Source organism: Micromonospora sp. NPDC093277 (genome assembly GCF_044765245.1).
In the GTDB taxonomy this organism is placed as follows: Bacteria; Actinomycetota; Actinomycetes; order Mycobacteriales; family Micromonosporaceae; genus Micromonospora.
Window position 1 is genome coordinate 1 of record NZ_JBIWJO010000019.1, and the last position, 19842, is coordinate 19842.

Annotated in this window: 19 protein-coding genes; 10 read left to right on the top strand and 9 right to left on the bottom strand. The window is 70.6% G+C overall.

Annotated elements, in window-relative coordinates; all coding sequences use genetic code 11:
- Nucleotides 1–428 precede the first annotated feature (428 nt).
- A complete protein-coding gene (locus ACIRG9_RS29090) occupies nucleotides 429–1448 on the top strand; it encodes a BTAD domain-containing putative transcriptional regulator (RefSeq protein WP_402862819.1) in 1020 nt (339 codons plus the stop codon).
- Nucleotides 1449–1461: 13 nt separating this feature from the next.
- Here the strand turns inward: ACIRG9_RS29090 and ACIRG9_RS29095 are convergent, their stop codons facing one another.
- The 4 genes from ACIRG9_RS29095 to ACIRG9_RS29110 all read right to left on the bottom strand — a co-directional run bounded on the left by ACIRG9_RS29095 (nucleotide 1462) and on the right by ACIRG9_RS29110 (nucleotide 6291).
- A complete protein-coding gene (locus tag ACIRG9_RS29095; RefSeq protein WP_402862822.1) occupies nucleotides 1462–1980 on the bottom strand; it encodes a flavin reductase family protein in 519 nt (172 codons plus the stop codon).
- A gap of 10 nt (nucleotides 1981–1990) precedes the next feature.
- A complete protein-coding gene (locus ACIRG9_RS29100) occupies nucleotides 1991–4153 on the bottom strand; it encodes a tetratricopeptide repeat protein (RefSeq protein WP_402862825.1) in 2163 nt (720 codons plus the stop codon).
- Between the two features lie 12 nt (nucleotides 4154–4165).
- On the bottom strand, nucleotides 4166–5383 hold the full coding sequence (locus tag ACIRG9_RS29105; protein ID WP_402862828.1) for a hypothetical protein: 1218 nt from the start codon (nucleotides 5381–5383) through the stop codon (nucleotides 4166–4168).
- 422 nt (nucleotides 5384–5805) lie between these two features.
- On the bottom strand, nucleotides 5806–6291 hold the full coding sequence (locus ACIRG9_RS29110; protein WP_402862831.1) for a carboxymuconolactone decarboxylase family protein: 486 nt from the start codon (nucleotides 6289–6291) through the stop codon (nucleotides 5806–5808).
- Between the two features lie 232 nt (nucleotides 6292–6523).
- Here ACIRG9_RS29110 and ACIRG9_RS29115 point away from each other — a divergent pair, with 232 nt between their 5' ends.
- Nucleotides 6524–6988 carry a DUF4345 domain-containing protein gene (locus ACIRG9_RS29115; protein WP_402862834.1) on the top strand — a complete coding sequence of 155 codons (465 nt, stop codon included), beginning with the start codon at nucleotides 6524–6526 and terminating at the stop codon, nucleotides 6986–6988.
- Nucleotides 6989–7052: 64 nt separating this feature from the next.
- Here ACIRG9_RS29115 and ACIRG9_RS29120 read toward each other — a convergent pair whose 3' ends face one another.
- Complete coding sequence (locus ACIRG9_RS29120) at nucleotides 7053–7619, bottom strand: FIMAH domain-containing protein (RefSeq protein WP_402862837.1); 567 nt, start codon at nucleotides 7617–7619, stop codon at nucleotides 7053–7055.
- A 237-nt stretch (nucleotides 7620–7856) separates the two neighbouring features.
- Here ACIRG9_RS29120 and ACIRG9_RS29125 point away from each other — a divergent pair, with 237 nt between their 5' ends.
- Both ACIRG9_RS29125 and ACIRG9_RS29130 read left to right on the top strand, forming a co-directional pair.
- Nucleotides 7857–9182 carry an aminopeptidase P family protein gene (locus ACIRG9_RS29125; RefSeq protein WP_402862840.1) on the top strand — a complete coding sequence of 442 codons (1326 nt, stop codon included), beginning with the start codon at nucleotides 7857–7859 and terminating at the stop codon, nucleotides 9180–9182.
- A 70-nt stretch (nucleotides 9183–9252) separates the two neighbouring features.
- Nucleotides 9253–10836, top strand: coding sequence for a nucleotidyl transferase AbiEii/AbiGii toxin family protein (locus ACIRG9_RS29130; protein WP_402862843.1), 1584 nt, complete (start codon nucleotides 9253–9255; stop codon nucleotides 10834–10836).
- Nucleotides 10837–10884: 48 nt separating this feature from the next.
- On the opposite strand, the gene ACIRG9_RS29135 is transcribed toward ACIRG9_RS29130, so the two are convergent.
- From ACIRG9_RS29135 to ACIRG9_RS29145, 3 genes are all read right to left on the bottom strand, one after another.
- A complete protein-coding gene (locus tag ACIRG9_RS29135) occupies nucleotides 10885–11364 on the bottom strand; it encodes a YcxB family protein (protein ID WP_402862846.1) in 480 nt (159 codons plus the stop codon).
- Nucleotides 11365–11457: 93 nt separating this feature from the next.
- Complete coding sequence (locus ACIRG9_RS29140) at nucleotides 11458–12843, bottom strand: rhodanese-like domain-containing protein (RefSeq protein WP_402862849.1); 1386 nt, start codon at nucleotides 12841–12843, stop codon at nucleotides 11458–11460.
- Between the two features lie 108 nt (nucleotides 12844–12951).
- Nucleotides 12952–13266 carry a rhodanese-like domain-containing protein gene (locus tag ACIRG9_RS29145; RefSeq protein WP_402862852.1) on the bottom strand — a complete coding sequence of 105 codons (315 nt, stop codon included), beginning with the start codon at nucleotides 13264–13266 and terminating at the stop codon, nucleotides 12952–12954.
- Between the two features lie 209 nt (nucleotides 13267–13475).
- Between ACIRG9_RS29145 and ACIRG9_RS29150 the strand changes: the two genes are divergently transcribed.
- The 5 genes from ACIRG9_RS29150 to ACIRG9_RS29170 all read left to right on the top strand — a co-directional run bounded on the left by ACIRG9_RS29150 (nucleotide 13476) and on the right by ACIRG9_RS29170 (nucleotide 18255).
- Entirely contained in the window at nucleotides 13476–13745 is a 270-nt protein-coding gene (locus ACIRG9_RS29150; protein ID WP_402862855.1) for a metal-sensitive transcriptional regulator, read from the top strand.
- A 134-nt stretch (nucleotides 13746–13879) separates the two neighbouring features.
- Nucleotides 13880–15280 (top strand): rhodanese-like domain-containing protein, encoded by a 1401-nt coding sequence (locus tag ACIRG9_RS29155; protein WP_402862858.1) that lies wholly within the window; start codon nucleotides 13880–13882, stop codon nucleotides 15278–15280.
- A 40-nt stretch (nucleotides 15281–15320) separates the two neighbouring features.
- Nucleotides 15321–15911, top strand: a complete 591-nt coding sequence (locus ACIRG9_RS29160) for a rhodanese-like domain-containing protein (RefSeq protein WP_402862861.1) — start codon at nucleotides 15321–15323, stop codon at nucleotides 15909–15911.
- Nucleotides 15908–16798 (top strand): sulfite exporter TauE/SafE family protein, encoded by an 891-nt coding sequence (locus tag ACIRG9_RS29165; protein ID WP_402862863.1) that lies wholly within the window; start codon nucleotides 15908–15910, stop codon nucleotides 16796–16798. The genes ACIRG9_RS29160 and ACIRG9_RS29165 overlap by 4 nt, the downstream gene beginning before the upstream one ends.
- A gap of 116 nt (nucleotides 16799–16914) precedes the next feature.
- Nucleotides 16915–18255 carry an MFS transporter gene (locus tag ACIRG9_RS29170; protein ID WP_402862865.1) on the top strand — a complete coding sequence of 447 codons (1341 nt, stop codon included), beginning with the start codon at nucleotides 16915–16917 and terminating at the stop codon, nucleotides 18253–18255.
- Here ACIRG9_RS29170 and ACIRG9_RS29175 read toward each other — a convergent pair.
- Nucleotides 18203–18535: a hypothetical protein gene (locus ACIRG9_RS29175; RefSeq protein ID WP_402862868.1), complete on the bottom strand. Its 333-nt coding sequence runs from the start codon at nucleotides 18533–18535 to the stop codon at nucleotides 18203–18205. The genes ACIRG9_RS29170 and ACIRG9_RS29175 overlap by 53 nt on opposite strands.
- Nucleotides 18536–19121: 586 nt before the next feature.
- Here ACIRG9_RS29175 and ACIRG9_RS29180 point away from each other — a divergent pair.
- Entirely contained in the window at nucleotides 19122–19835 is a 714-nt protein-coding gene (locus ACIRG9_RS29180; protein ID WP_402862871.1) for an alpha/beta fold hydrolase, read from the top strand.
- The last annotated feature ends 7 nt before the right edge of the window (nucleotides 19836–19842 follow it).

Sequence of the window (19842 nt, forward strand, 5' to 3'; positions counted from 1 at the left end):
ATCGTGGCCGCCGCACTCATCCTGCTCCACACCGAACACGACCGCACCACATGATCACCTTCGGTGATCAGAACGTTGCGCGGAATGGCTCACTGGTGATCCGGCGAGCGTGGAACGGGGCTGACTTCCGCTCCTAGCTCCGGCTGAGCCCATTGACCTAAATCTCTGCCGCTTTTTCCCTTGTGCGGCTCCGGCAGGTCCGAATCACTAGAGTTTACTATCTTTGCGCCTGGGTGAAAGAGGTGACCAGAGTCCCGTTACCTTGTCGAAGGCGGAGTGTGTTGCTAGCATTACCGGCAGCCACCTAGATTCACCTGCACCAATCAATCATTCGCTTATGGTCAGACGGGGGATGAATGCCGCAGGGAGAAAACTGAATGGCATCCCCCGCCAGTCAAGGACACACTGATTGCGCATCTGAGTCCATTTTGGCGTCCTTATCGATACCCCGCTTCGACCGGCACCGCAAGCCCGCACCCCGGCACCCGGTCACCGGGCAGCCACCTGCCGCCGCCCCGGACTCCCACCATCAGGCTGATCCATTCCCCGCCCCGGCGCTGCGGTTTCACATCCTCGGCCCGCTTGAGGTCTACCGGGACGGCGAACCGTGCACCCCGACCGCCCCGTTGCAACGCAAACTGCTCGCCCTGCTCCTGTTGCACGGCAACGAACTGATCCCGGTCACCCGGATCATCGACGCGCTCTGGGGGCACCGGCCGCCACGATCGGCCCTCGCCGCGTTGCAGATGTACGTCTCAGCGGTCCGCCGGGTCCTGAGCCCAGGTGCCCGAGTCCGAGGCGGGACCCGACAACATCCGGTCCTACGGACCCAGCCGAGCGGATACGTCATCCGGGTCGAGCCCGGTCAGTTGGATCTCCACCGGTTCCGGTCCCTCTCCGCTGACGGCCGCCGGCGGGTCGCCGAGGGCCGGTGCGCGGAAGCGGGCGAGTCGTTCCGGCAGGCACTGGCGATGTGGCGCGGGCCGGCGCTGGCCGATCTGAGCCGCTCAGATCTGATGGAGCGATACGCCGTACCTCTGGAAGCCGAACGTCTCGCGCTGCTTCAGGAACGGATCGGGGCCGACCTGTGCCAGGGCCGCAGCCTCGAACTGGTCGGCGAGCTGGGCGAACTCTCCGCCCGGTACCCACTGCGGGAGAGCTTCCACCAGCAGTTGATGCTGGCGCTCTACCTCTCCGGCGGCCGGGCCGAGGCGCTGCAGGTCTACCAACGCGCGCACCGGATCATGGTCGATGAGGCCGGCGTCGAGCCCGGGCCGGGGCTGCGGGCCCTGCAACAGATGATCCTCGACGGCTCGGCTGCTCCGCACCCGCACCACTCCGCGATCTGGTGTCCGGCCTGCGCCGACCGGCCTACCGCCAATTGCCGTTGCCGCAGGACCTGCCAGGCCGGGGTGCACCATCCGGTCGCCGTCTCGAACCGGTGGTAGCCGGGCGGGCCGATCATCGCGGACGGCTCTGGACCGGCGGCTCAAGCCGCCAGTCCAGGGCCCGCCGGTAGTAGACCAACGGCTCACCGTGCGATATCTCGCCGTCGGCCACCTCGCCGATGACAATCGCGTGGTCACCGTGCTCGAACACCCGTCTGCGTACGCAGCGCAGGTAGACAGGTGTGGCGTCCAGGCGCGGCACCGAGCCGTCCCACGCCCAGTGCAGGCCGGCGAACTTGTCGTCGCTCCGGCTGGCGAACAGCCGCGCGATCGGGCCGTCGCCGCTGCCCAGCAGGTGCACCCCGAACTCCGCCTGCCCGAGCAGGGACCGGTACGACCGGGACTCCCGGCCGATGGACACCAGGACTGAGGGTGGCCGCACGCTGTAGGAACAGATGGAGGAGACCAACAGACCGCAGGGTGCCCCGCCCGGTTGCCGGGCGGTGACCACCGCGACCCCGGAGGCCAGCCGCGCCATCGCCTCGGTGAAGACTCCGGTCCGCGACGGGACTGCGTGCTCCTGCGTGGTCATCGCGGCGGCCCTACACGGCGGCTGACGTGGAGGTGGCCCGCAGGCAGTCAGCCAGCCGCGCGGTGGCATCGACGTCGTCGGTGACCTCCAGGACGGCCCGGTAGTCGGCCGCCGCCTCGGCGAACCGACCCGCCGCCTGGTAGACCATCGCCCGATTGTAGCGGATCTCCGGCGTGCCGAGCAGCTCGACCGCGCGGCTCAGATCGCTGATCGCCGCCACCAGGTCACCCGACTCGTACCCGAGGCCGCCCCGGATGGCCCACGCCTCGGCCAGACCGTCGTCGATCCCCAGCGCGGCCGTCAGGACCTCCCGGGCCGCCGCGGCTTCGCCCCGTTCGACCAGGATCCGTCCCTTGACGCAGAGCAGGTGCGGGTTCTCCGGCGCGTACGCCAGCCCGGCGGTGACGTCGGCCCAGGCCCCGTCGACGTCGTCCAGGTCGCACCGCAGCGCGGCCCGGTTCAACCGCGCGTCGACGTGCTCCGGGTCCAGTTCCAGCACCCGGTCGAAGTCGGCGAGTGCCCCGTCGACGTCGCCGAGTTCCAGCCGGGCGTCCCCCCGGTTGTAGTACGCCTCGGGGAACGGCGGGGACAGTCGCAGCGCCCGTTCGTAGTCCTCGATCGCCTCCTTGTTCCGCCCGAGGCGGCGCAGGACGTTTCCCCGATTGAAGTAGTGGTCGTGGAAGTTCGGGTCGACCTCGATGACCGACGAGTAGTCCGCCAGCGCCTCTTCCAGCCGGCCGGACATGCCGTACACCTGGGCCCGGTTGTAGCGCAGCCCGGTGCGGTGCAGCAGTTGCTCACCCGGTTCGAGCTCCCGATCCAGCCGGGCCATGCCCTCGTTCAGCAGCCGCAACGCCTCCTCCGGTCGGCCCTCCCGGGTCTCCACCAGCGCGATGCCGTTGCGGTGGAACACCGAATAGAAGGCCCGTTCCTTGGGATCGGGCAGCAGCGACGCGATGGCCACCGCCTGGTTGAGCCAGCGCCGGGCCTGCTTCGCGTCACGCCGCTGGTCGCCGTAGTGCCGGGCGAAGAGCATCGCGGTGCCGTACGCCGCATGCATGTGGATCAGCGGGTCGGTGGAGATGGCCCGCGCCTCGTCGTAGCGGGCCTCGGCCTCCTCGGCCCGACCGATGGCGGAGAGCGAGGTGGTGACATCACCGGTGAGGTCCCACCACAGCTCGGGGCGGCTCGCCCGGTCGACGACCGCCCGGCCGCGCTCGCCGAGCTCCGCCGCCGCGTGGTAGAGGCCAAGGTTCTTGCAGTACAACTGGGCCTCCCGCAGCGCCGCCGCGCCGGCGCCGGCCGGGTCACCGCCCTGCTCGGCGTGGTAGGGGACCGCGCCGAGCAGCAGGGACCGCTCGCCCCGGGCCAGCAGCGCGAGCCGGCGCTCGTCGTGCAGCGCGGCCCGGTCGGCAGCGGACAACGACTGGTACGCGGCCCGCTGTCGCGGGTCGTCGCCGGTGCACTCGGTCGCCACGTACGCCCGGGCCAGCCCACCGAGCGTGGCCTCGTCCAGCCCTTCCACCAGTGACCCGCCGGAGCCGCTGCCCTCAGCGTCCGCCGGATCGCCCGGCGCGCCCGGTCCGGCCGGCTCATCGACCCGGACGGTCCGCTCCCGCAGCGTCTCCGGCAGCGAGATGCTCACCGGACCCGGCGCCTCGGCCGGCGGCCCGGCGGCGGTGCCCACCACGACCGTCAACTGACTGGGCGACAGCCGCTGCAGCAGCACCGCGACGAACTCGTGATCGGTCGGATCGGCCTCCTGCACGTCCTCCAGCACCAGGGTGCGCGGACCGTCGCCGAGTGCCGTGAGGTAGTCGCGAAGGAACTCGGCGAGCCCGTGCGCGAGCCGCAGCGTGTGCAACCGGGCCTGGTAACGGGTACGGGCGCCGGACTCCGACTCCTGCTCCAACGTGGACTCGATGGGTGGCACCGCGCCCTCGAACTCCGGGGCGGCGGTCAGGATCTCGATATGGTGCCGAGGTCCCAGCTCCGGGCAGCGGGCCAGCGCGTCCGCCCCGATCGCCCGTAGCACCGCGCCCGCGGCGGTGTACGGGCCACGCAGCCGACGGTGTGCCTCGACCCGGGCGAGTAGCGGCGGAAGGTCGATTCCCGCCCGGAGCCGATCGCGGTCCGCGCGGCGATCAGCGCTGATCCAGTAGTGGCTGCCCATGCTGGCGCCTCCTTAGGCGATGACGTGCTGGAACTGTTGGTTCTTGCGCTGCCGGCGTTCGCGTACGGCCAGCCAGACGGTGAGCGCGATCTGCGCCAGGTTCAGCCCGAGGAAGACCACCGAGTCGAACGTCTGCCCACCGGTCGCGGCGTCGCCGAAGAGCCGGGCGATCGAGTTGGCGAACATCCGGTAGACGGCGGGGGCGACCGCGACCAGGAACGTCGTGATGCTGAAGGTGTATCCGGCGACGATCAGCCAGGAGTACCAGCCGGCGGCCCGTCGGTCGACCGGGTGCCACTGCGTCTCGTCCGTCGTCCGCTCCGGGCGGCCGAGCAGTCGCACCGCGCGGTTGCGCAGCAGCCGCTTCGCGGTGGTGTGCAGGTCGACGCAGCCGAGCAGGGTGGACATCAGGACGTACAGGTCGGTGCGGAGATAGAAGAAGAACTGCCAGAGCACGCGCAGCAGGGTGGCGAAGGCCAGGGCCAGGCAGAGGCGGCCCGCCATCGAGTACGACCCGTCGGGCCGGCGGTTGAGGTCCGCGACGACGGTGAACGCGGCCAGGGCGAGCACGTCGACCAGCATCCCGGCGAGGATCGGCAGGTACCGCCTCCGGCGGGGCACCGCGACCAGGCCGTCCAGGCTGGTCTCCAGCACCACGTAGTAGAACCTGCGACCGATGCTGACCCGGGAGCGTACGCCGAGCCGGCGGGCGGCGAGCACGTGGAACAGTTCGTGCAGGATCAGCAGCGGCACGGCACCGACGAACAACGCCACCTCGATGAGCGTGAAGTAGTCGGTGAAGAACAGGTTGCGGTAGCTCGGGACCAGATCCGGCGAACGGACCATCGCGATCATCGCCCAGGCCACCAGCGCGCCGTAGCCGACCCAGGCCGGCGCGGAGAAGAGCGCGGCGCCCAGCCGCTGCCAGCGCACCGGTGCCACATCCACCGGTGCCTGATCCGTGGTGGCGATGAAGCCCAGCTCGTCCAGGGCCGCGAGGACGTGCTCGAGGTCGGCGCTCTCGCCGTACTCCGCCTGGTACCACCGATCGACCTCGCGCGGGGTGTCCCCGGCCGCCAGCCGGCGGACCACCTCGGCGCCGTCCGGCGGGAAGATCCCGTACGAGTCGACGTCCGGTCTGCCGATGGTGACCTCGTCCCCGTCGGCGAAGTACACGAGGGGATGGAGGACCACCCGGCGGTCCTGGTCGTACTGCACTTCCGTGTCCACGGTCCGTCCTCCACTGGTCCGCGATGGAGAATGAAGCGTCGGGCGTGGGCGCCCACTCCGCGCCCACGCCCGACGCCGGACCCCTTAGAGCTTGGTGGGGTACTGCGGGCAGGCGGCGGCGGTCAGCCGGACCGGACCCGCCTTGCGGATCTTGATCTTCTTGAGCTCCTTCTTCTCCATCTGGGACACCTCCTCCCTCTGTGCGTTCCTGCCCCAACGGTGTCGCCGGCCGCCAAAGTCTCGCCATAGCCACGCCAACACCCCGACGCTCACCTCGACGCGGGGCCAGCGGCGACTCCTCCGTGGCGACGTTGGAGGCCCCCTGGAGCGATGCCGCGGATGCCTGCTGGGCGAGGTCCCCGGCGGAGCACGGCTGTGGCCCGGCCCGGATGGTCCCGGGCCGGGCCACAGGTCCCTTTCGGTCAGCTCGCCAGTCGGTCGAACATGCCGGCCTCGTAGGACCCCCCTTGCTGGTGCACGATCACGGCGAGCCGGTTGGCCGCGTTGATCAGGGCGACCAGGGCGACCAGCGCGGCGATCTGATCGTCGTCGTAGTGCTTGCGTACCTGGGCCCAGGTCTCGTCGGACACGCCGAGGTGGGCGTCAGCGAGCCGGGTCCCCTCCTCGGCGAGCGCCAGCGCGGCCCGCTCGGCCTCGGTGAACACGGTGGACTCGCGCCAGGCGGCGACCAGATGGAGCCGGACCGAGGTCTCGCCCGCGGCCGCGGCCTCCTTGGTGTGCATGTCGATGCACCAACCGCACCCGTTGATCTGGCTGGCGCGCAGCGACACCAGCTCCTGCGTCGAGTGCGGCAGCGACGACTGCTGGATCACCAGGCCGGCGTTGGCGAACCGCTTGGCGAACCGGGCGCCGATCTCGTTGGTGAACAGGTCGATACGAGGCTCCATGGCTTCGTCCTCACTCGTGGAGTTACGTACCGCGCGGATCGAACGCGCGGCGTCTGACGAACATGGAGATGCCGGCGGACCGATCCTTGTGACAACGTGGCCGCGTGACGTGTGCCACGGATCGTAGGGGTACCACAGCGCGACTGGGGCCGGTGTCTGGCGCGACGTGGCGCACCGCCATAGAGTGATGGCGATCGGTCTGCGCATGGCCAGGGACACGACGGTGGGAGCGATGGCGGGGCGAAGAGCACTCATGGTCGTGCTGGTGGCACTCGGCGCGGTGCCCATCGTGTCGGGGCTGGCCGGGCTCTTCATCGGGCCGGCCTTCATACCCGGCGGCGCGTCGACCCCGGTCAGCGTCGACAACAACTACCGCTTCATCGACGCCTACTGGCTGGCGGGCGGCGTCGCGCTCTGCTGGTCGCTGTTCCGGCTGGAGGAGCGGGCGGTCGTCACCCGGACGATTCTCGTGATCGCGGTCGTCGGCGGGTTCGGCCGGCTGATGTCGGTCCTGGCCGTGGGCTGGCCGACTCCCATGTTCGGGACCGCGTTGGTGTTGGAACTCGTCGCGCTGCCGCTGGTCGTCTGGTGGCACGCCCGGGTCGTCCGGGCGGGCGGCAAGGACCGCGAGCCGGCTACGGAGGCGCAGCCGCTGGGTGCCGCGTCGTCGATGGCCAGCCCGGTTGACGCGGCGTGAGACCAGTCCTTTCGACGCCGCCCGCCGTCCCCGCCGGAAGCCTCGCCGCCGGCGTTCCGGCGGCTCAGCGGTTCGTCATTGCTTGGGCGAGTTGCCCCGCCCCGGCGGCGAGCGCGTCATAGCCGGCGCTGCTGATTCGGTCCTTCTTGCGGAGCCTGACCAGCTTCTCAGCGAACTCGCGCAACTTTTCCCGTGCCTTGTCCAGATTACCGTCCGCGATTTCCTTCTTGACCTCCCGTAGTCGCTTGGTCAGGTCCTCACCGGCGTCCCGGGACAGCTGACGGTCCCGGACGAGCAGGTTGATGGTGGTCTGCATCCCCTCGACGAGGTCGGCCGGGCGCGTGGGACGCCCGGTGGATGCGCGGGGGGACGGCGATGGCGACGGTGACGCGGAGGCGGACGCTTCCTCGGTCACCGCGACGTCGACGGTTGGTTCGTCGTCAGCCTCGGTGGGCGCGGCGAGCGCTGGTGCCGGCTTCGGCGGTTCCGCGTCGTCGCCGCCGCCGGAAACAGCCACCGCGATTGTTGCGGCCGTGACGGCGACCGCCGCACCCGCGACGGTCGTCCACATCAGCCGGCGCCCATCCGTCATGGCGCGGTGCCGCGGCCGCGTACGTAGCTGCGGCAGCACCGTGGTCGGCGAGGCGAGGGGGGAGGAGTCTCGGTTGTCAGGAGTAGTCGACACGCCTGACATCGTGCCAGGGCCTGATGTGCAGGTCACGGCCGTCGGAGCATGATCTCCTGGCGCAGACCGGTCACGATCTATCTCGGTAGATGTGGTTGGACACGAGGGCAACCGTCTTTCGGCGTGGCGCTAGGATCAGTGCAATGGCACACCGTACTGGTTTCGAGGCTGGAGGATTCTCCGTTGCGTCAGGGTAGGCCGCCGAAGCTGTCCGAGATCACGACCTTCGCGGAGTACATGAACACGGGATGGGGCGCGCGGGAGCGTACCCCATCGGTTGTCCCCGGCGCCGCCGACGCGGCCGCCGCCCATCGGGCCCGGCTGGCCGAGGCGCTCCCCGGCCGGACCGTCGTGCTGGCCGCGGGGGAGGCGCCCGTGCGCAGCAACGACACGATGTATGACTTCCGCCCGGACAGCGACTTCGTCTGGGTGACCGGCTGCGATGTCGAGAACGCCGTGGTGGTGCTGCGCGACGGCGATGCCACCCTCTACCTGCCGCCGCCCGCCGGCCCCGGCGACCCGGGCTTCTGGACCGATCCGCGTTACGGGGAGCTGTGGGTCGGGGCCGCTCCGGGACTGACCGACTGGGCGCGGGCGCTGGGTGTCGAGGTACGGCCGCTCGCGGAACTCACCGAGGACGTGACCCGGGACGAGGAGGTGACCCGGGTCCTCGCCGAACTGCGCATGTACAAGGACGAGTGGGAGATCGGGCAGCTCCGCGAGGCCGTGGACCGCACGGTCGAGGGTTTCGCCGCGGTCGTCCGCGAGATCCCCACGGCGATCGCCGGGCCGGGGGAGCGGTGGCTGCAGGGCACCTTCGACCGATACGCCCGGGCGTACGGCAACGGCCCCGGCTACGCCACGATCGTCGGCAGTGGCGGCCACGCGCCCACGCTGCACTGGGTACGCTGCGACGGCCCCGTGCTGCCGGACGAGTTGCTCCTGCTCGACATGGGCGTCGAGGCCAAGAGCTGTTACACCGCCGACGTCACCCGCACGTTTCCCGCCTCCGGGCGGTTCACTCCGGTCCAGCGTCAGGTTCACGACCTGGTGGAACAGGCCCACCGGGCGGGCCTGGCGGCGGTCGGCCCCGGCCGCCCGTTCACCGATTTCCACCATGCCTCGATGGAGGTGATCGCGCGGGGACTGGCGGACTGGGGGCTGTTGCCGGTCTCCGTGGACGAGGCGCTCTCCGACAGCGGTCAGCACCACCGGCGCTATCTGGTGTGCGGCGTCGGACACCACCTGGGGCTCGACGTGCACGACTGCGGGCGGGCCACGCCGGAGGCCTATCAGGGCGCGATCATGGCACCCGGCATGGTGCTCACGGTCGAGCCCGGCCTGTACTTCCACTCGCACGACCTGACCCTGCCCCCGGAGTTGCGCGGGATCGGCGTGCGCATCGAGGACGACCTGCTGGTCACGCCGGACGGCGCGGAGGTGCTGTCCCGTGCGTTGCCGCTGGACGCCGTCGGATTGGAGAAGTGGATGGCGGCTCAAGCCCGCTGACCTCGGGTCGAGCGATTGCCCGAGGAATCCTGGTCGCGGCCGTGGCGGGCGGCCGCGTACCGTGGGCGGCGTGTCCGAAACGGATCTCACGAACGATGTCAGTGGCGACTTCGAGGTCCACATCACCGCCTACGAGCGGCACGCCGGCAAGCTGGCGGACTTCGCCGAGAAGCACGGTCTGAAGTACACCCATGTGGTGCTGGACCGGGGACAGAGGCCATCTCAGCCGATGCTGACGCTGGTGGGGTCAGGGTCGCTGGAGCAGCAACGCGATGCCGCCGAGCGGTGGACAAAGCGGCTGAGGGCTGCGGGCCTGCCCGTCGCCCGAGTCAAGATCGAGGCCGCGCCGTGGTGCGACGGTGTGCCGGTGACCGATTCGGATGCCGGCACACAACCCCTCGACCGGTACTTCGAACACCATGTCAAGCTCGTGCTCCCGGTGGGGGTTTCCGCGCTGGTGGCGGTGACCGAGCTGGCCGAGCGACACGGCGCGCGGCTGTCCCGCAACCCGAGACGGACAAGCCACGACGGGAGCCAGGAACGGTTCGTCACCCAGCGGTGCCACCGGGTCGGTCGCATTGCCGCCCAGGCTCGGCTCGACACCCTCGTTGCGGCCCTGCGCGACTCCGGCTGGGACATCCTCGCCGTCGAGCAGGAGTACGTCGTGTCCGACGACCGGATCTCGCTCGACGCCGGCTGGCTGACCCAGCCCGGACCGAATGCACGGGAGCTGGCCAGGGAGGAGACGATGCGCTCCGCACCGGCCGGCACACCTGGCTACCCGAACACCTATCAGCCGCTGCCCGCCCAGCCCGGCGTGCGGCAGCGCGCCGCGTTCGACCCTGCCCTGAAGCAGTACGGCAACGCCTATCGCGCCGGCGAACCAGTGTTCTCCGACCCCGGCACCGGTGCCCGGTGGCGCGCCGCCCGTCGTGCCGCGATGCGACACATGATCACCGTCATCGCCGACACTCGGTGGGCACAGCACCTGGTCCTGCGCGGCAGCGTCACCATGTCCGCATGGTTCGGAGCCGCCGCGCGCGACCCCGGTGACCTCGACTTCGTCGTGGCCCCGCCCTCGATGGACAGCCACAGCGACGAGGCCACGGCCATGTTCGCCGGGATCCTGTCCGCACTGCGGCACCGGCCAGGAGCCGGCCTCGATCCCGACCGGGTCGAGACGAGCGACATCTGGACCTACGAACGCGCCGACGGGCGGCGTCTGATAATCCCGTTCACCACCGACGACGGGTTGACCGGATCCGTGCAGGCCGATTTCGTCTTCAACGAACACCTTCCCCTCGAACCCACCACGATCCGGCTGGACGGCGTCGATCGCCCCGTACCGGCGGCGACCGCGGAGATGTCGTTGGCCTGGAAGGTCATGTGGCTCGCCACCGACACCTACCCCCAGGGCAAGGACCTCTACGACGCGGTGCTGCTCGCCGAGCACACCACAGTGAGCCCGCAACTCGTCCGGGACCTGCTCCGGCCGGAACTGGGCGCCGAAGCCGACGACTTCACCGTCGAATCGGTCCTCGCCTGGAATGTCGACTGGGGTAACTTCCTCGATGAGTACCCCGGGGTCTCCGGTGACGTCGAGGCCTGGAAACGCCGACTGGCGCTCGCCCTCGACGGAGGGTCCCACGGGTGACCGCGGTGGCGGTCCCGACCAGCCGCAGCGAAGGTGGGACCTCGGACGTCACCTACCGGCCGGCTGCAACCCCTTGACGAACGCGCCGAACTCGGCCCGCTGCTCCTCGGTCATCGGGCCTTTCGGAATCGTGACCGCCTGGATCCTGCCGAACATGACGTACCAGACCTCGGGGGTTTCGATGACCCGGCCGAGGCCCGCCCACCGGAGCCGCGACTCGGCGAGCGGGTAGGCGAGCGTGACCCATTCGTCGTCCAGCGTCATGTGCAGCCCATCCCTGATGACGTTGGACTGCATACGCATCGACCAGGCCACCGTTATCGGTGCGATCGCGAACACGAAGAGCAGTCCGAGGACCAGGACGAGGTAGGCCAGCGGCGTTGACGGGTCCAGGGCCACCATGGCGAGGCCGAGGACGATCAGCACGCCACCCAGCGGGCGGATGGCTCTCAGCTGTGGGCGGAGGATGAACCGGAGCGTGCGGCGGAGTTGTCTCTCGTCGTAGGGGACCCACATGGAGATATGCACCGCCGCATCCTAGATCCAGGATCAAAGCGGTGCCGGCCCGGCGGACGGGAGTGGTCGTCTCGCACCGACGGCCACCCCCGTCCCGGCCGGTGTTCAGGCTGCGGTCGGGTGCAGCATCGCCTGCCAGGCACCGTACCCGCCGAGCAGGTCGGAGACGTCCGCCCGGCCGGCGTTGCGGAGCACGCTGGCCGCCACCGACGAGCGGTAGCCGCCGGCGCAGTGCACGACGACGGGCCGGTCGGTCGGCACCTCCTCGATTCGCCGGGTCAGCTCCGCGATCGGAACGTGCAGCGATCCAGCGACGGCACCGTGCTCCCGTTCGCCGTTGTTGCGGACGTCGAGCACCACGGGTGGCTCGGCCGTGTCGAGGGCCGCGCGCAGCTCACTGGCGGTGAGCCGGCTGGCCCGCGCCAGGTCGGCGACCATCTCCAGGAAGGCCGCCTCAGGCTCGCGCAGGTAGCCGACCACCCGGTCGAAACCGATCCGGGCGAGGCGTACGACGATTTCCTCCTCGCGGTCCTGCGGGGCCACCACGAGCACCGCGCGGTCCGGCGCGACCACACTGCCGGCGGTCTCGGCGAACCGGCCGTCGGCGGGGATGTTGATCGCGCCGCGCAGGTGGCCCGCCGCGAACTCCTGCGGGTCGCGGGCGTCGATCACCACGGCGCCGTCGGCCCGGGCGGCGGCGAAGTCGGCGGCGCCGAGCGGACGTGGGGCCCGGCTGTGGTCGAACAGTTCGCGGGCCTTGCGGTTGAGCACGGCGTCGAAGGCGAAGTAGCCGGGCGCGGCGGGCTGCCCGCCGGTGACCAGGGCGAGGAACTGCTCCTGGCTCATCGGGGTGCAGGCGTAGTTGGTGCGGCGCTGCTCGCCGATGGTGGACTGCCGCTCGGTGGAGAGGTTCTTCCCGCAGGCCGAGCCCGCGCCGTGGGCGGGGAAGACCCGGACCTCGTCAGGCAGGCCCATCAGCTTGCGCTGCACACTGTCGTAGAGCATCCGGCCCAGTTCGTCGGCCGTGACGCCGAGCGAGGCGAGCAGGTCCGGCCGGCCCACATCGCCGATGAACAGCGCGTCACCGGTCATCACCCCGTAGGGCACCGCGTCGTCGGCGCGCTCGTACACCAGGATGCTGATCGACTCCGGGGTGTGGCCCGGGGTCTCCATGATCTCCAGGGTCACGTCGCCGAGGCCGATCCGCTCGCCGTCGTGCAGTTTGCGGCTCGGGTACTCCGTCTCGGCCCGCTGTCCGTAGCCGATCCAGGCGCCGGTGGCGGCGGCGACCTCGAGGTGACCGGCGAGGAAGTCGGCGTGGAAGTGGGTGTTGACGACGCCCTCGATGGTCAGCCCGCGGGCCTGCGCGTCGGCGAGGTATTCGTCGATGTCCCGGCGCGGGTCGACCAGCACGGCGCGCTTCGTGGTGTCGTCACCGATGAGGTACGACGCCTGGGACAGGCAGTCCAGGTAGTACTGGGTGAACAACATGGCGCTGAACTCCTTCGCAGCGATGACTGGCGATGCTTTCACAGTAGCGTATACCCCGGGGGGTATATTCCGGAGCCGCCGGCGTGCTGCCGAGCGGCAAGGAATGCGTCAGGCCCGGCTGCCGTCGGTCAGGGGGTGGCCCGCGCGGGCCCACGCGGCCGTCCCGCCGGCGACCGACCGGGCGTCGATCCCGACGCGTCCGAGCAGATCGGCGCCCACCTGGCTGCGGTTGCCGCTGGCGCAGATGACATACACCGTGCCGCCGCGTGGCAGGTCCCGGATGCTCGCGTGCAGGTCGCCCAGTGGGATGCACCGGGCGCCCGGGACGTGACCGCCGACGTACTCGACGCGTTCCCGTACGTCGATCACCGTCGCCCCGTCGGCGTGGGCGGCGGCGAAGGTCGCCAGATCGACCTTTCGCATGGCTCATCACTCCTTTGACCAGATACCCCGGGGGGTATATCGTGGCCGACGATAGCGCGCCGATCCGCCCCGGGCCAGCCGTGCGGCGGGGGGTGCCTGGCGGGGAATGAATACCCCGGGGGGTATGTTTCTCCGGACGCGCACAACGGGGGCCTCGCAGCCGGACGAATACCCCCTTAGGTATGTTTGGAGGCTAGGGAGGTGGCGACATGAAGCTGCGACCGGAGATGACGAGCGACGCGCTGACTCGGCTCAAGCGGGCGCGCGGGCAGCTCAACGCCGTGATCGAGATGATGGAGGAGGGTCGGGACTGCCGGGAGGCGCTGACCCAGCTCGCCGCCGTGTCCAAGGCGATCGACCGCGCCGGCTACAAGATCATTGCATCGGGAATGCGGCACTGCTCGGCCGCGCGTGACCGCGGCGAGCAGCCGGAGATGACCGAAGAAGAGCTGGAGAAGCTGTTCCTCGCCCTGTCGTGACCCGCAGGGTTTGACGTTCGCGCCCAGGCCGTGATCCGCGGCCTGGGCCGGTGACCGCGCATGAGTTCGACCAAGAGAGACGAGTGACCGTTACATACCCCCCGGGGTATGTGCGACAGGAGAGGAGAAGGCGAGTGGCAGTGCAGGTGTCGGTCATCTCGACCTCGTCCCTGGGCGACCGCAGCTACCTGGCCACGGACGGCCGGGTGGCGGTGGTGGTGGACCCGCAGCGGGACATCGACCGGATCATCTACCTCGCCGGCGAGCAGGGTGTGCGGATCAGCCACGTGGTCGAGACGCACATCCACAACGACTACGTCTCCGGCGGCCTCGAACTGGCCCGGGTGACCGGTGCCCGGTACCTGGTCGCCGCGGCCGACGAGGTCGGCTTCGACCGGGTGCCGGTCGCCGACGGTGACGTGGTCGACGTGTCGGAACGGCTGCGTATCCGGGTGGCGGCCACGCCGGGGCACACGTTCCACCACCTGTCGTACGTGCTCGACGAAGCCGGCGACGACGGCTGGTCCCCGGCCGGGGTGTTCACCGGCGGCTCGCTGCTGTTCGGCACCACCGGCCGCACCGACCTGCTCGGCCAGCAGCACGCCCACGAGTTGGCCCACCACCAGCACGCCTCCGCGCGGCGGCTGGCCGACCTGCTCCCCGACGGCGCGCAGGTGTGGCCCACCCACGGGTTCGGCAGCTTCTGCTCCGCGAGCCAGGCCGACGCGCCGGAGTCGACCATCGGCCGGGAGAAGCAGGCCAACCCGGCGCTCCGGCTCGCCGCCGACCGGTTCGTCACCGAGACCCTCGCCGGCCTCGACGCCTACCCGGCGTACTACGCGCACATGGGCGTGGCCAACGCCGCCGGCCCGGCCCCGGTGGACCTCACCCCGGTCGCGCGAGCCGACGCGGACGAACTACGCGCCCGGATCGCCGCGGGGGAGTGGGTGGTCGACCTGCGCCACCGCACGGCGTACGCCACCTCGCACCTGGCCGGCACGGTCAGCCTGGGGCTGGACGGGCCGATGTCGACGTGGCTCGGCTGGCTGATCGACTGGGGAGTCCCGATCACCCTCCTGGCGCAGACGCCGGAGCAGATCGCCGACGCCCAGCGGGAACTGGTGCGGATCGGTGTCGACCGGCCCGCCGCCCAGGCCACCGGGGCACCCGAGCAGTGGGCGAGCGACCGAGCCGATCTGCGCCAGCTGACCGTGGCCGACTTCCCGGCCCTCGCGGCCGCGCAGGCCGGTGACACCCCGGCCGGGCTGCCCGCTCCGCAGGTGGTTCTCGACGTACGGCTCACCAACGAGTGGAAAGCCGGCCACATCGACGGTGCCGTCCACGTCCCGCTTCCCGACCTGCCGAAGCGACTGGCCGACCTTCCCGCCGGAACGGTGTGGGTGCACTGCGGCTCCGGCTACCGCGCCACCGCCGCCGCGTCCCTGCTGGCCAACGCCGGCCGCCAGGTCGTCCTGATCGACGACCTGTTCGGCCGGGCCGCGCAGGCCGGCATACGGATGGCCCCCACCGACTGACCCGCCCCCTTCCACCAACCAACTTCAGGAGAGGAAACCAATGACCACGCCGACCCCCTCGACCCTCGACGCGGCGACCCTGCGGGAGCTGATCGCCGCCGGCCGGCCGCCTCGGCTGCTCGACGTGCGCACCCCGGGCGAGTTCGAGACCGTCCACATCCCCGGCGCCTACAACGTCCCGCTGGACCTGCTCAAGGAGCACCGCGAGGAACTGCGCAACCACCTCGACGAGGACATCGTGCTGATCTGCCGCTCCGGCGCCCGCGCCACCCAGGCCGAACAGTCCCTCGCCGCCGTCGGCCTGCCCAACCTCAAGGTCCTCGACGGCGGCATGCTCGCCTGGCAGGCCGCCAACGCGCCCACCAGGCAGGGCAAGCAGCGCTGGGACCTGGAACGACAGGTCCGCCTCGTCGCCGGCTCCATCGTCCTGGCCAGCGTCCTGGGTTCGGTGTTCGTACCGGGTCTCAAATGGGTCGCCGGGTTCATCGGCGCCGGACTGACCTTCGCCGCGATCACCAACACCTGCGCCATGGGCATGCTGCTCAGCAAGCTGCCCTACAACCGGGGCGCCAGTTGCGACCTGGACACCATCGTCGGCCAACTGCGTGACGGCGCCGGGAATCAGTCTTGACCGCCCTCGTCCTGACCATCGCCGGAGCGGTGCTGATCGGCGTCAGCCTCGGGCTGCTCGGCGGCGGTGGCTCCATCCTCGCCGTACCGCTGCTGGTCTACGTCGCCGACCTGCCGGCCAAGGAGGCCATCGCCACCTCCCTGCTCGTCGTCGGCGCCACCAGCGCCGTCGGCGTCCTGCCGCACGCCCGCGCCCACCGGGTGCGGTGGCGTACCGGACTGGTCTTCGGCCTCGCCGGCATGACCGGCGCCTACGCCGGCGGTCGGCTCGCCGAGTACATCCCGGCGGCGTTCCTGCTCACCGGCTTCGCGATCATGATGCTGGCCACCGCGGTCGCGATGATCCGCGGGCGGCGCACCGCCGAGGGCCGGCCGGTGCCGCACGAGCTGCCGGTGCCGCGGGTGCTCCTCGACGGGGTGGTGGTCGGCCTGGTCACCGGGCTGGTCGGCGCCGGCGGCGGCTTCCTCGTGGTGCCCGCCCTCGCCCTGCTCGGCGGCCTGCCGATGCCGGTCGCCGTCGGCACCTCCCTGGTCGTCATCGCCATGAAGTCCTTCGCCGGCCTGGCTGGCTACCTCTCCAGCGTGCACGTCAACTGGGGACTGGCCGCCGCAGTCACCGCGGCCGCCATCGTCGGCAGCCTGCTCGGCGGACGGCTCGCCGGACGGATCCCGGCCGACCTGCTACGCCAGGCGTTCGGCTGGTTCGTCGTGGTGATGGGCGTCTTCGTCCTCGCCCAGCAGCTTCCCGGGGAGCTGCGGTCCAACCCGCTGCTCTGGACGGCCCTCGCGGTGGCCGCCGTGGCCGTGGCGGTTGCCATGCTCCGGCGGCGCCGTGGCCGACGATCCCGGCACGCCGAGCGCGACCTCCTGGTCACCGGCCAGCGCTGACACCAGCGGGACGTGACGGTGGCACCAGCACCGCAGCCGTCACGTCCCGCCGCCGTGGTCGGCGGTGCCCACCGGCGGCTGTCCCGGGCCGAACGGCGACCTGACGAGGAGACGTGATGACGAATCTGAACGTGGGGACCACCCCGGCCGCCCCGGCCCGCCCCATCGTCCTGGGCCTGCGACAGAACGCGGAGCAGTTCATCCTGCTCGTCGCGGTCAACGCGCTCGTCGGTGGGATGCTCGGGCAGGAACGCACCGTCCTGCCGTTGCTCGCCACGCGGACGTTCCACCTCAGCGCGTACACCGCCGCGCTGACCTACATCCTGGTGTTCGGCGTGGCCAAGGCCGCCACCAACTACTTCGCCGGCACCTGGTCCGACCGGTACGGCCGCAAACCCGTGCTGGTCGCCGGCTGGCTGATCGCCGTCCCGGTACCGCTGTTGCTGATCTGGGCACCGAGTTGGGGATGGATCGTCGCCGCCAACGTGCTGCTCGGCATCAGCCAGGGCCTGACCTGGTCCACCACGGTGATCATGAAGATCGACCTGGTCGGTCCGGCCCGGCGCGGATTCGCGATGGGCCTCAACGAGGCCGCCGGCTACGGCGCGGTCGCCGCGACCGCGCTGACCACCGGGTACCTCGCCGAGGCGTACGGGCTGCGCCCGGCGCCCTTCCTGCTCGGGGTCGCGTTCGCGGCGCTCGGGCTCGGCCTGTCGAGGTTCGTGGTGCGGGAGACCCGCGGGCACGCCCACCTCGAAGCCGCCGACCACGTCGCCCGTGCCGACGGCCGACACGACCACCTGCATCACGGGCTGAGCAACGGGCAGGTGTTCGCCCAGACCAGCTTCCGGGAGCCCGCGCTGTCGTCGGCGAGCCAGGCTGGGCTGGTGAACAACCTCAACGACGGCCTCGCATGGGGACTGTTCCCCGTGCTGTTCGCCGCCGCCGGCCTCTCCGTCGGGCGCATCGGCGTCCTGGCGGCGCTCTACCCGGCAGTCTGGGGCGTCGGGCAGCTGTTCACCGGCGCACTGTCGGACCGGTGGGGACGCAAGTGGTTGATCGCCACCGGAATGTGGGTCCAGGCCGTCGGTCTGGCGCTGATCGCCATCGGAGATGCCTTCGAACTGTGGGCGGTCGCGGCGGCCCTGCTCGGCGCCGGCACCGCCATGGTCTACCCGACACTGCTGGCCGCCATCGGCGACGTCGCCCACCCGGCCTGGCGGGCCCGCTCCGTCGGCATCTACCGGCTCTGGCGTGACGGCGGGTTCGCAGTCGGCGCCCTGCTGGCCGGCGTCGTCGCCGACGCCCTCGGGGTACGCGCGGCGGTCTGGACCGTCGCCGCCCTCACCGCCGTGTCCGGCCTGATCGTCGCCGTCAGAATGTACGAGACCCACCAACGCCGGGCTACGTCCGCAATGCCGACAGCAGCAGATCCGAGACCATCGCGGGCTGCGTGACCAGCGCCAGATAATCGGCCTCCATGCGTCGGACCCGGTACCCACGCTCTTCCGCCTGCTCCGCCGTGGCCTGGTTCGCGGCGCTCAGCTGGAGGTAGCTGCGCCTGGCGTTGTGCCACGCCCTGCCCGGCGTGGGCAGCACCTCAGCGACAACCTTCCACGGCAGCTCGGGTGAGCGGTGCAGCACCTGGCTCCGCTGGCCTGGGTCGGGCAGAAGATCGTCGAGGGCGCCGTCGGGGAACCAGGTGTCCCACCTTGGCAGTCGGCCCGACACCATCATGTCCCGCAGCCACCTCGCCTGCTCCGGGGTAATCAACTGCTGGCGTGCGGGGCGTCTTTGGTAATCGAGGGTGTTCTATGGTGCTTGGTGTGGATGTGAGGGAGCGGGCGGCGTTGCAGGGCATCACGTGCGTCACCGCTCCGGCGGTAGTGTGCTGCCGGTGTGTTGCCTGTGGTTTTGTTTCGGCATGGGCGGCTGATCATGGTGGGTGAGTCGCTCGATGCGGCTAGGGCCGTGGCTGAGCGGGTTGTGGTGTGCGCTAGCGGTGGACGGTTTCCTTCGAGTCCGTCCAGGCGGACAGCGGGATCGGCGGGAACAACTCGGTCATCCGGACTCCTCCGAGCGTGCTGGACACCATTCGGGCCCGCGCCGGCATCCTTCCCGATCCGATGGCCGGGTGGGTGCCAACCTCACGGCTTCACGACGGCTCGCCCCGACCACGTTTACGCCCGGGCCGATCTGGTACTCGCTGCAGGACTGCCGCTGGTTCGGGCGGCGTGCACCGTCAGCGTTGCGGATGTCCGCCGTTGCCTGCAGGCCGGCGTGGGCAGGAACGAACATCCCACCCAGTAGGGAAGGAATCCCCATGAATGGCGGACCGGACATCGTCCTCGTCCATGGCGCCTGGGCCGATGGCTCCTGTTGGAGCGGCGTTGTCGAGCGTCTACAAGCCGCCGGCCACCACGTGACGGCACCCCAGTTTCCGATGACCTCTACGCCCGATGATGTCGCCCGGCTACGCCAGGTCCTGGCCTTGCAGGACGGACCGACGATTGTGGCCGGACACTCCTACGGGGGCCAGATCATGACCGCCCTCGGCACCGACGCGCCGAACGTGGTCGGGCTGGTGTACATCGCGGCGTTCGGGCTGGACCAAGGGGAACCGCTCGGCGCACTGCTGTCGCAAGGCCCTACACCGCCAGCGCTGGAGCACCGGTTCACCGACAAGCAGGGCTTCATCTGGCAGCAACTGGACGACGTCGTCCAGCACTTCGCGTCCGGCGTCGACCCGGTCCAGGCCAAGGTGTTGCACGCCGTACAGCAGCCGATCGCCAGTTCTGCCTTCTCCGAAGCGATGGGTGTCCCGGCCTGGAGATCGCTACCGTCTTGGTACCTGATCGCCGCACAGGACGAGGCAATCCCGCCGGACGCGCAGCGCATGTTCGCCAGCCGCATGGGCGCGACCGCCACCGAGGTCCCTGCCGGCCACCTCGCGATGGTTTCTCACCCGGACGAAGCCGCACTGCTCGTCATGTCGGCAGTCGAGGCCCGGGCTGCGATGCCGGCAGGTCGCAGGTGACAACGAG

Bases quoted from the DNA above. Each gene is read 5' to 3' on its own strand.
- ACIRG9_RS29150 (WP_402862855.1), top strand. From the start codon at position 13,476: ATGAAGCTGCGACCGGAGATGACGAGCGACGCGCTGACTCGGCTCAAG.
- ACIRG9_RS29140 (WP_402862849.1), bottom strand. From the start codon at position 12,843: ATGTTGTTCACCCAGTACTACCTGGACTGCCTGTCCCAGGCGTCGTAC.
- ACIRG9_RS29170 (WP_402862865.1), top strand. From the start codon at position 16,915: ATGACGAATCTGAACGTGGGGACCACCCCGGCCGCCCCGGCCCGCCCC.
- ACIRG9_RS29160 (WP_402862861.1), top strand. From the start codon at position 15,321: ATGACCACGCCGACCCCCTCGACCCTCGACGCGGCGACCCTGCGGGAG.
- ACIRG9_RS29180 (WP_402862871.1), top strand. From the start codon at position 19,122: ATGAATGGCGGACCGGACATCGTCCTCGTCCATGGCGCCTGGGCCGAT.
- ACIRG9_RS29095 (WP_402862822.1), bottom strand. From the start codon at position 1,980: ATGACCACGCAGGAGCACGCAGTCCCGTCGCGGACCGGAGTCTTCACC.
- ACIRG9_RS29145 (WP_402862852.1), bottom strand. From the start codon at position 13,266: ATGCGAAAGGTCGATCTGGCGACCTTCGCCGCCGCCCACGCCGACGGG.
- ACIRG9_RS29175 (WP_402862868.1), bottom strand. From the start codon at position 18,535: ATGATGGTGTCGGGCCGACTGCCAAGGTGGGACACCTGGTTCCCCGAC.
- ACIRG9_RS29110 (WP_402862831.1), bottom strand. From the start codon at position 6,291: ATGGAGCCTCGTATCGACCTGTTCACCAACGAGATCGGCGCCCGGTTC.
- ACIRG9_RS29115 (WP_402862834.1), top strand. From the start codon at position 6,524: ATGGCGGGGCGAAGAGCACTCATGGTCGTGCTGGTGGCACTCGGCGCG.
- ACIRG9_RS29100 (WP_402862825.1), bottom strand. From the start codon at position 4,153: ATGGGCAGCCACTACTGGATCAGCGCTGATCGCCGCGCGGACCGCGAT.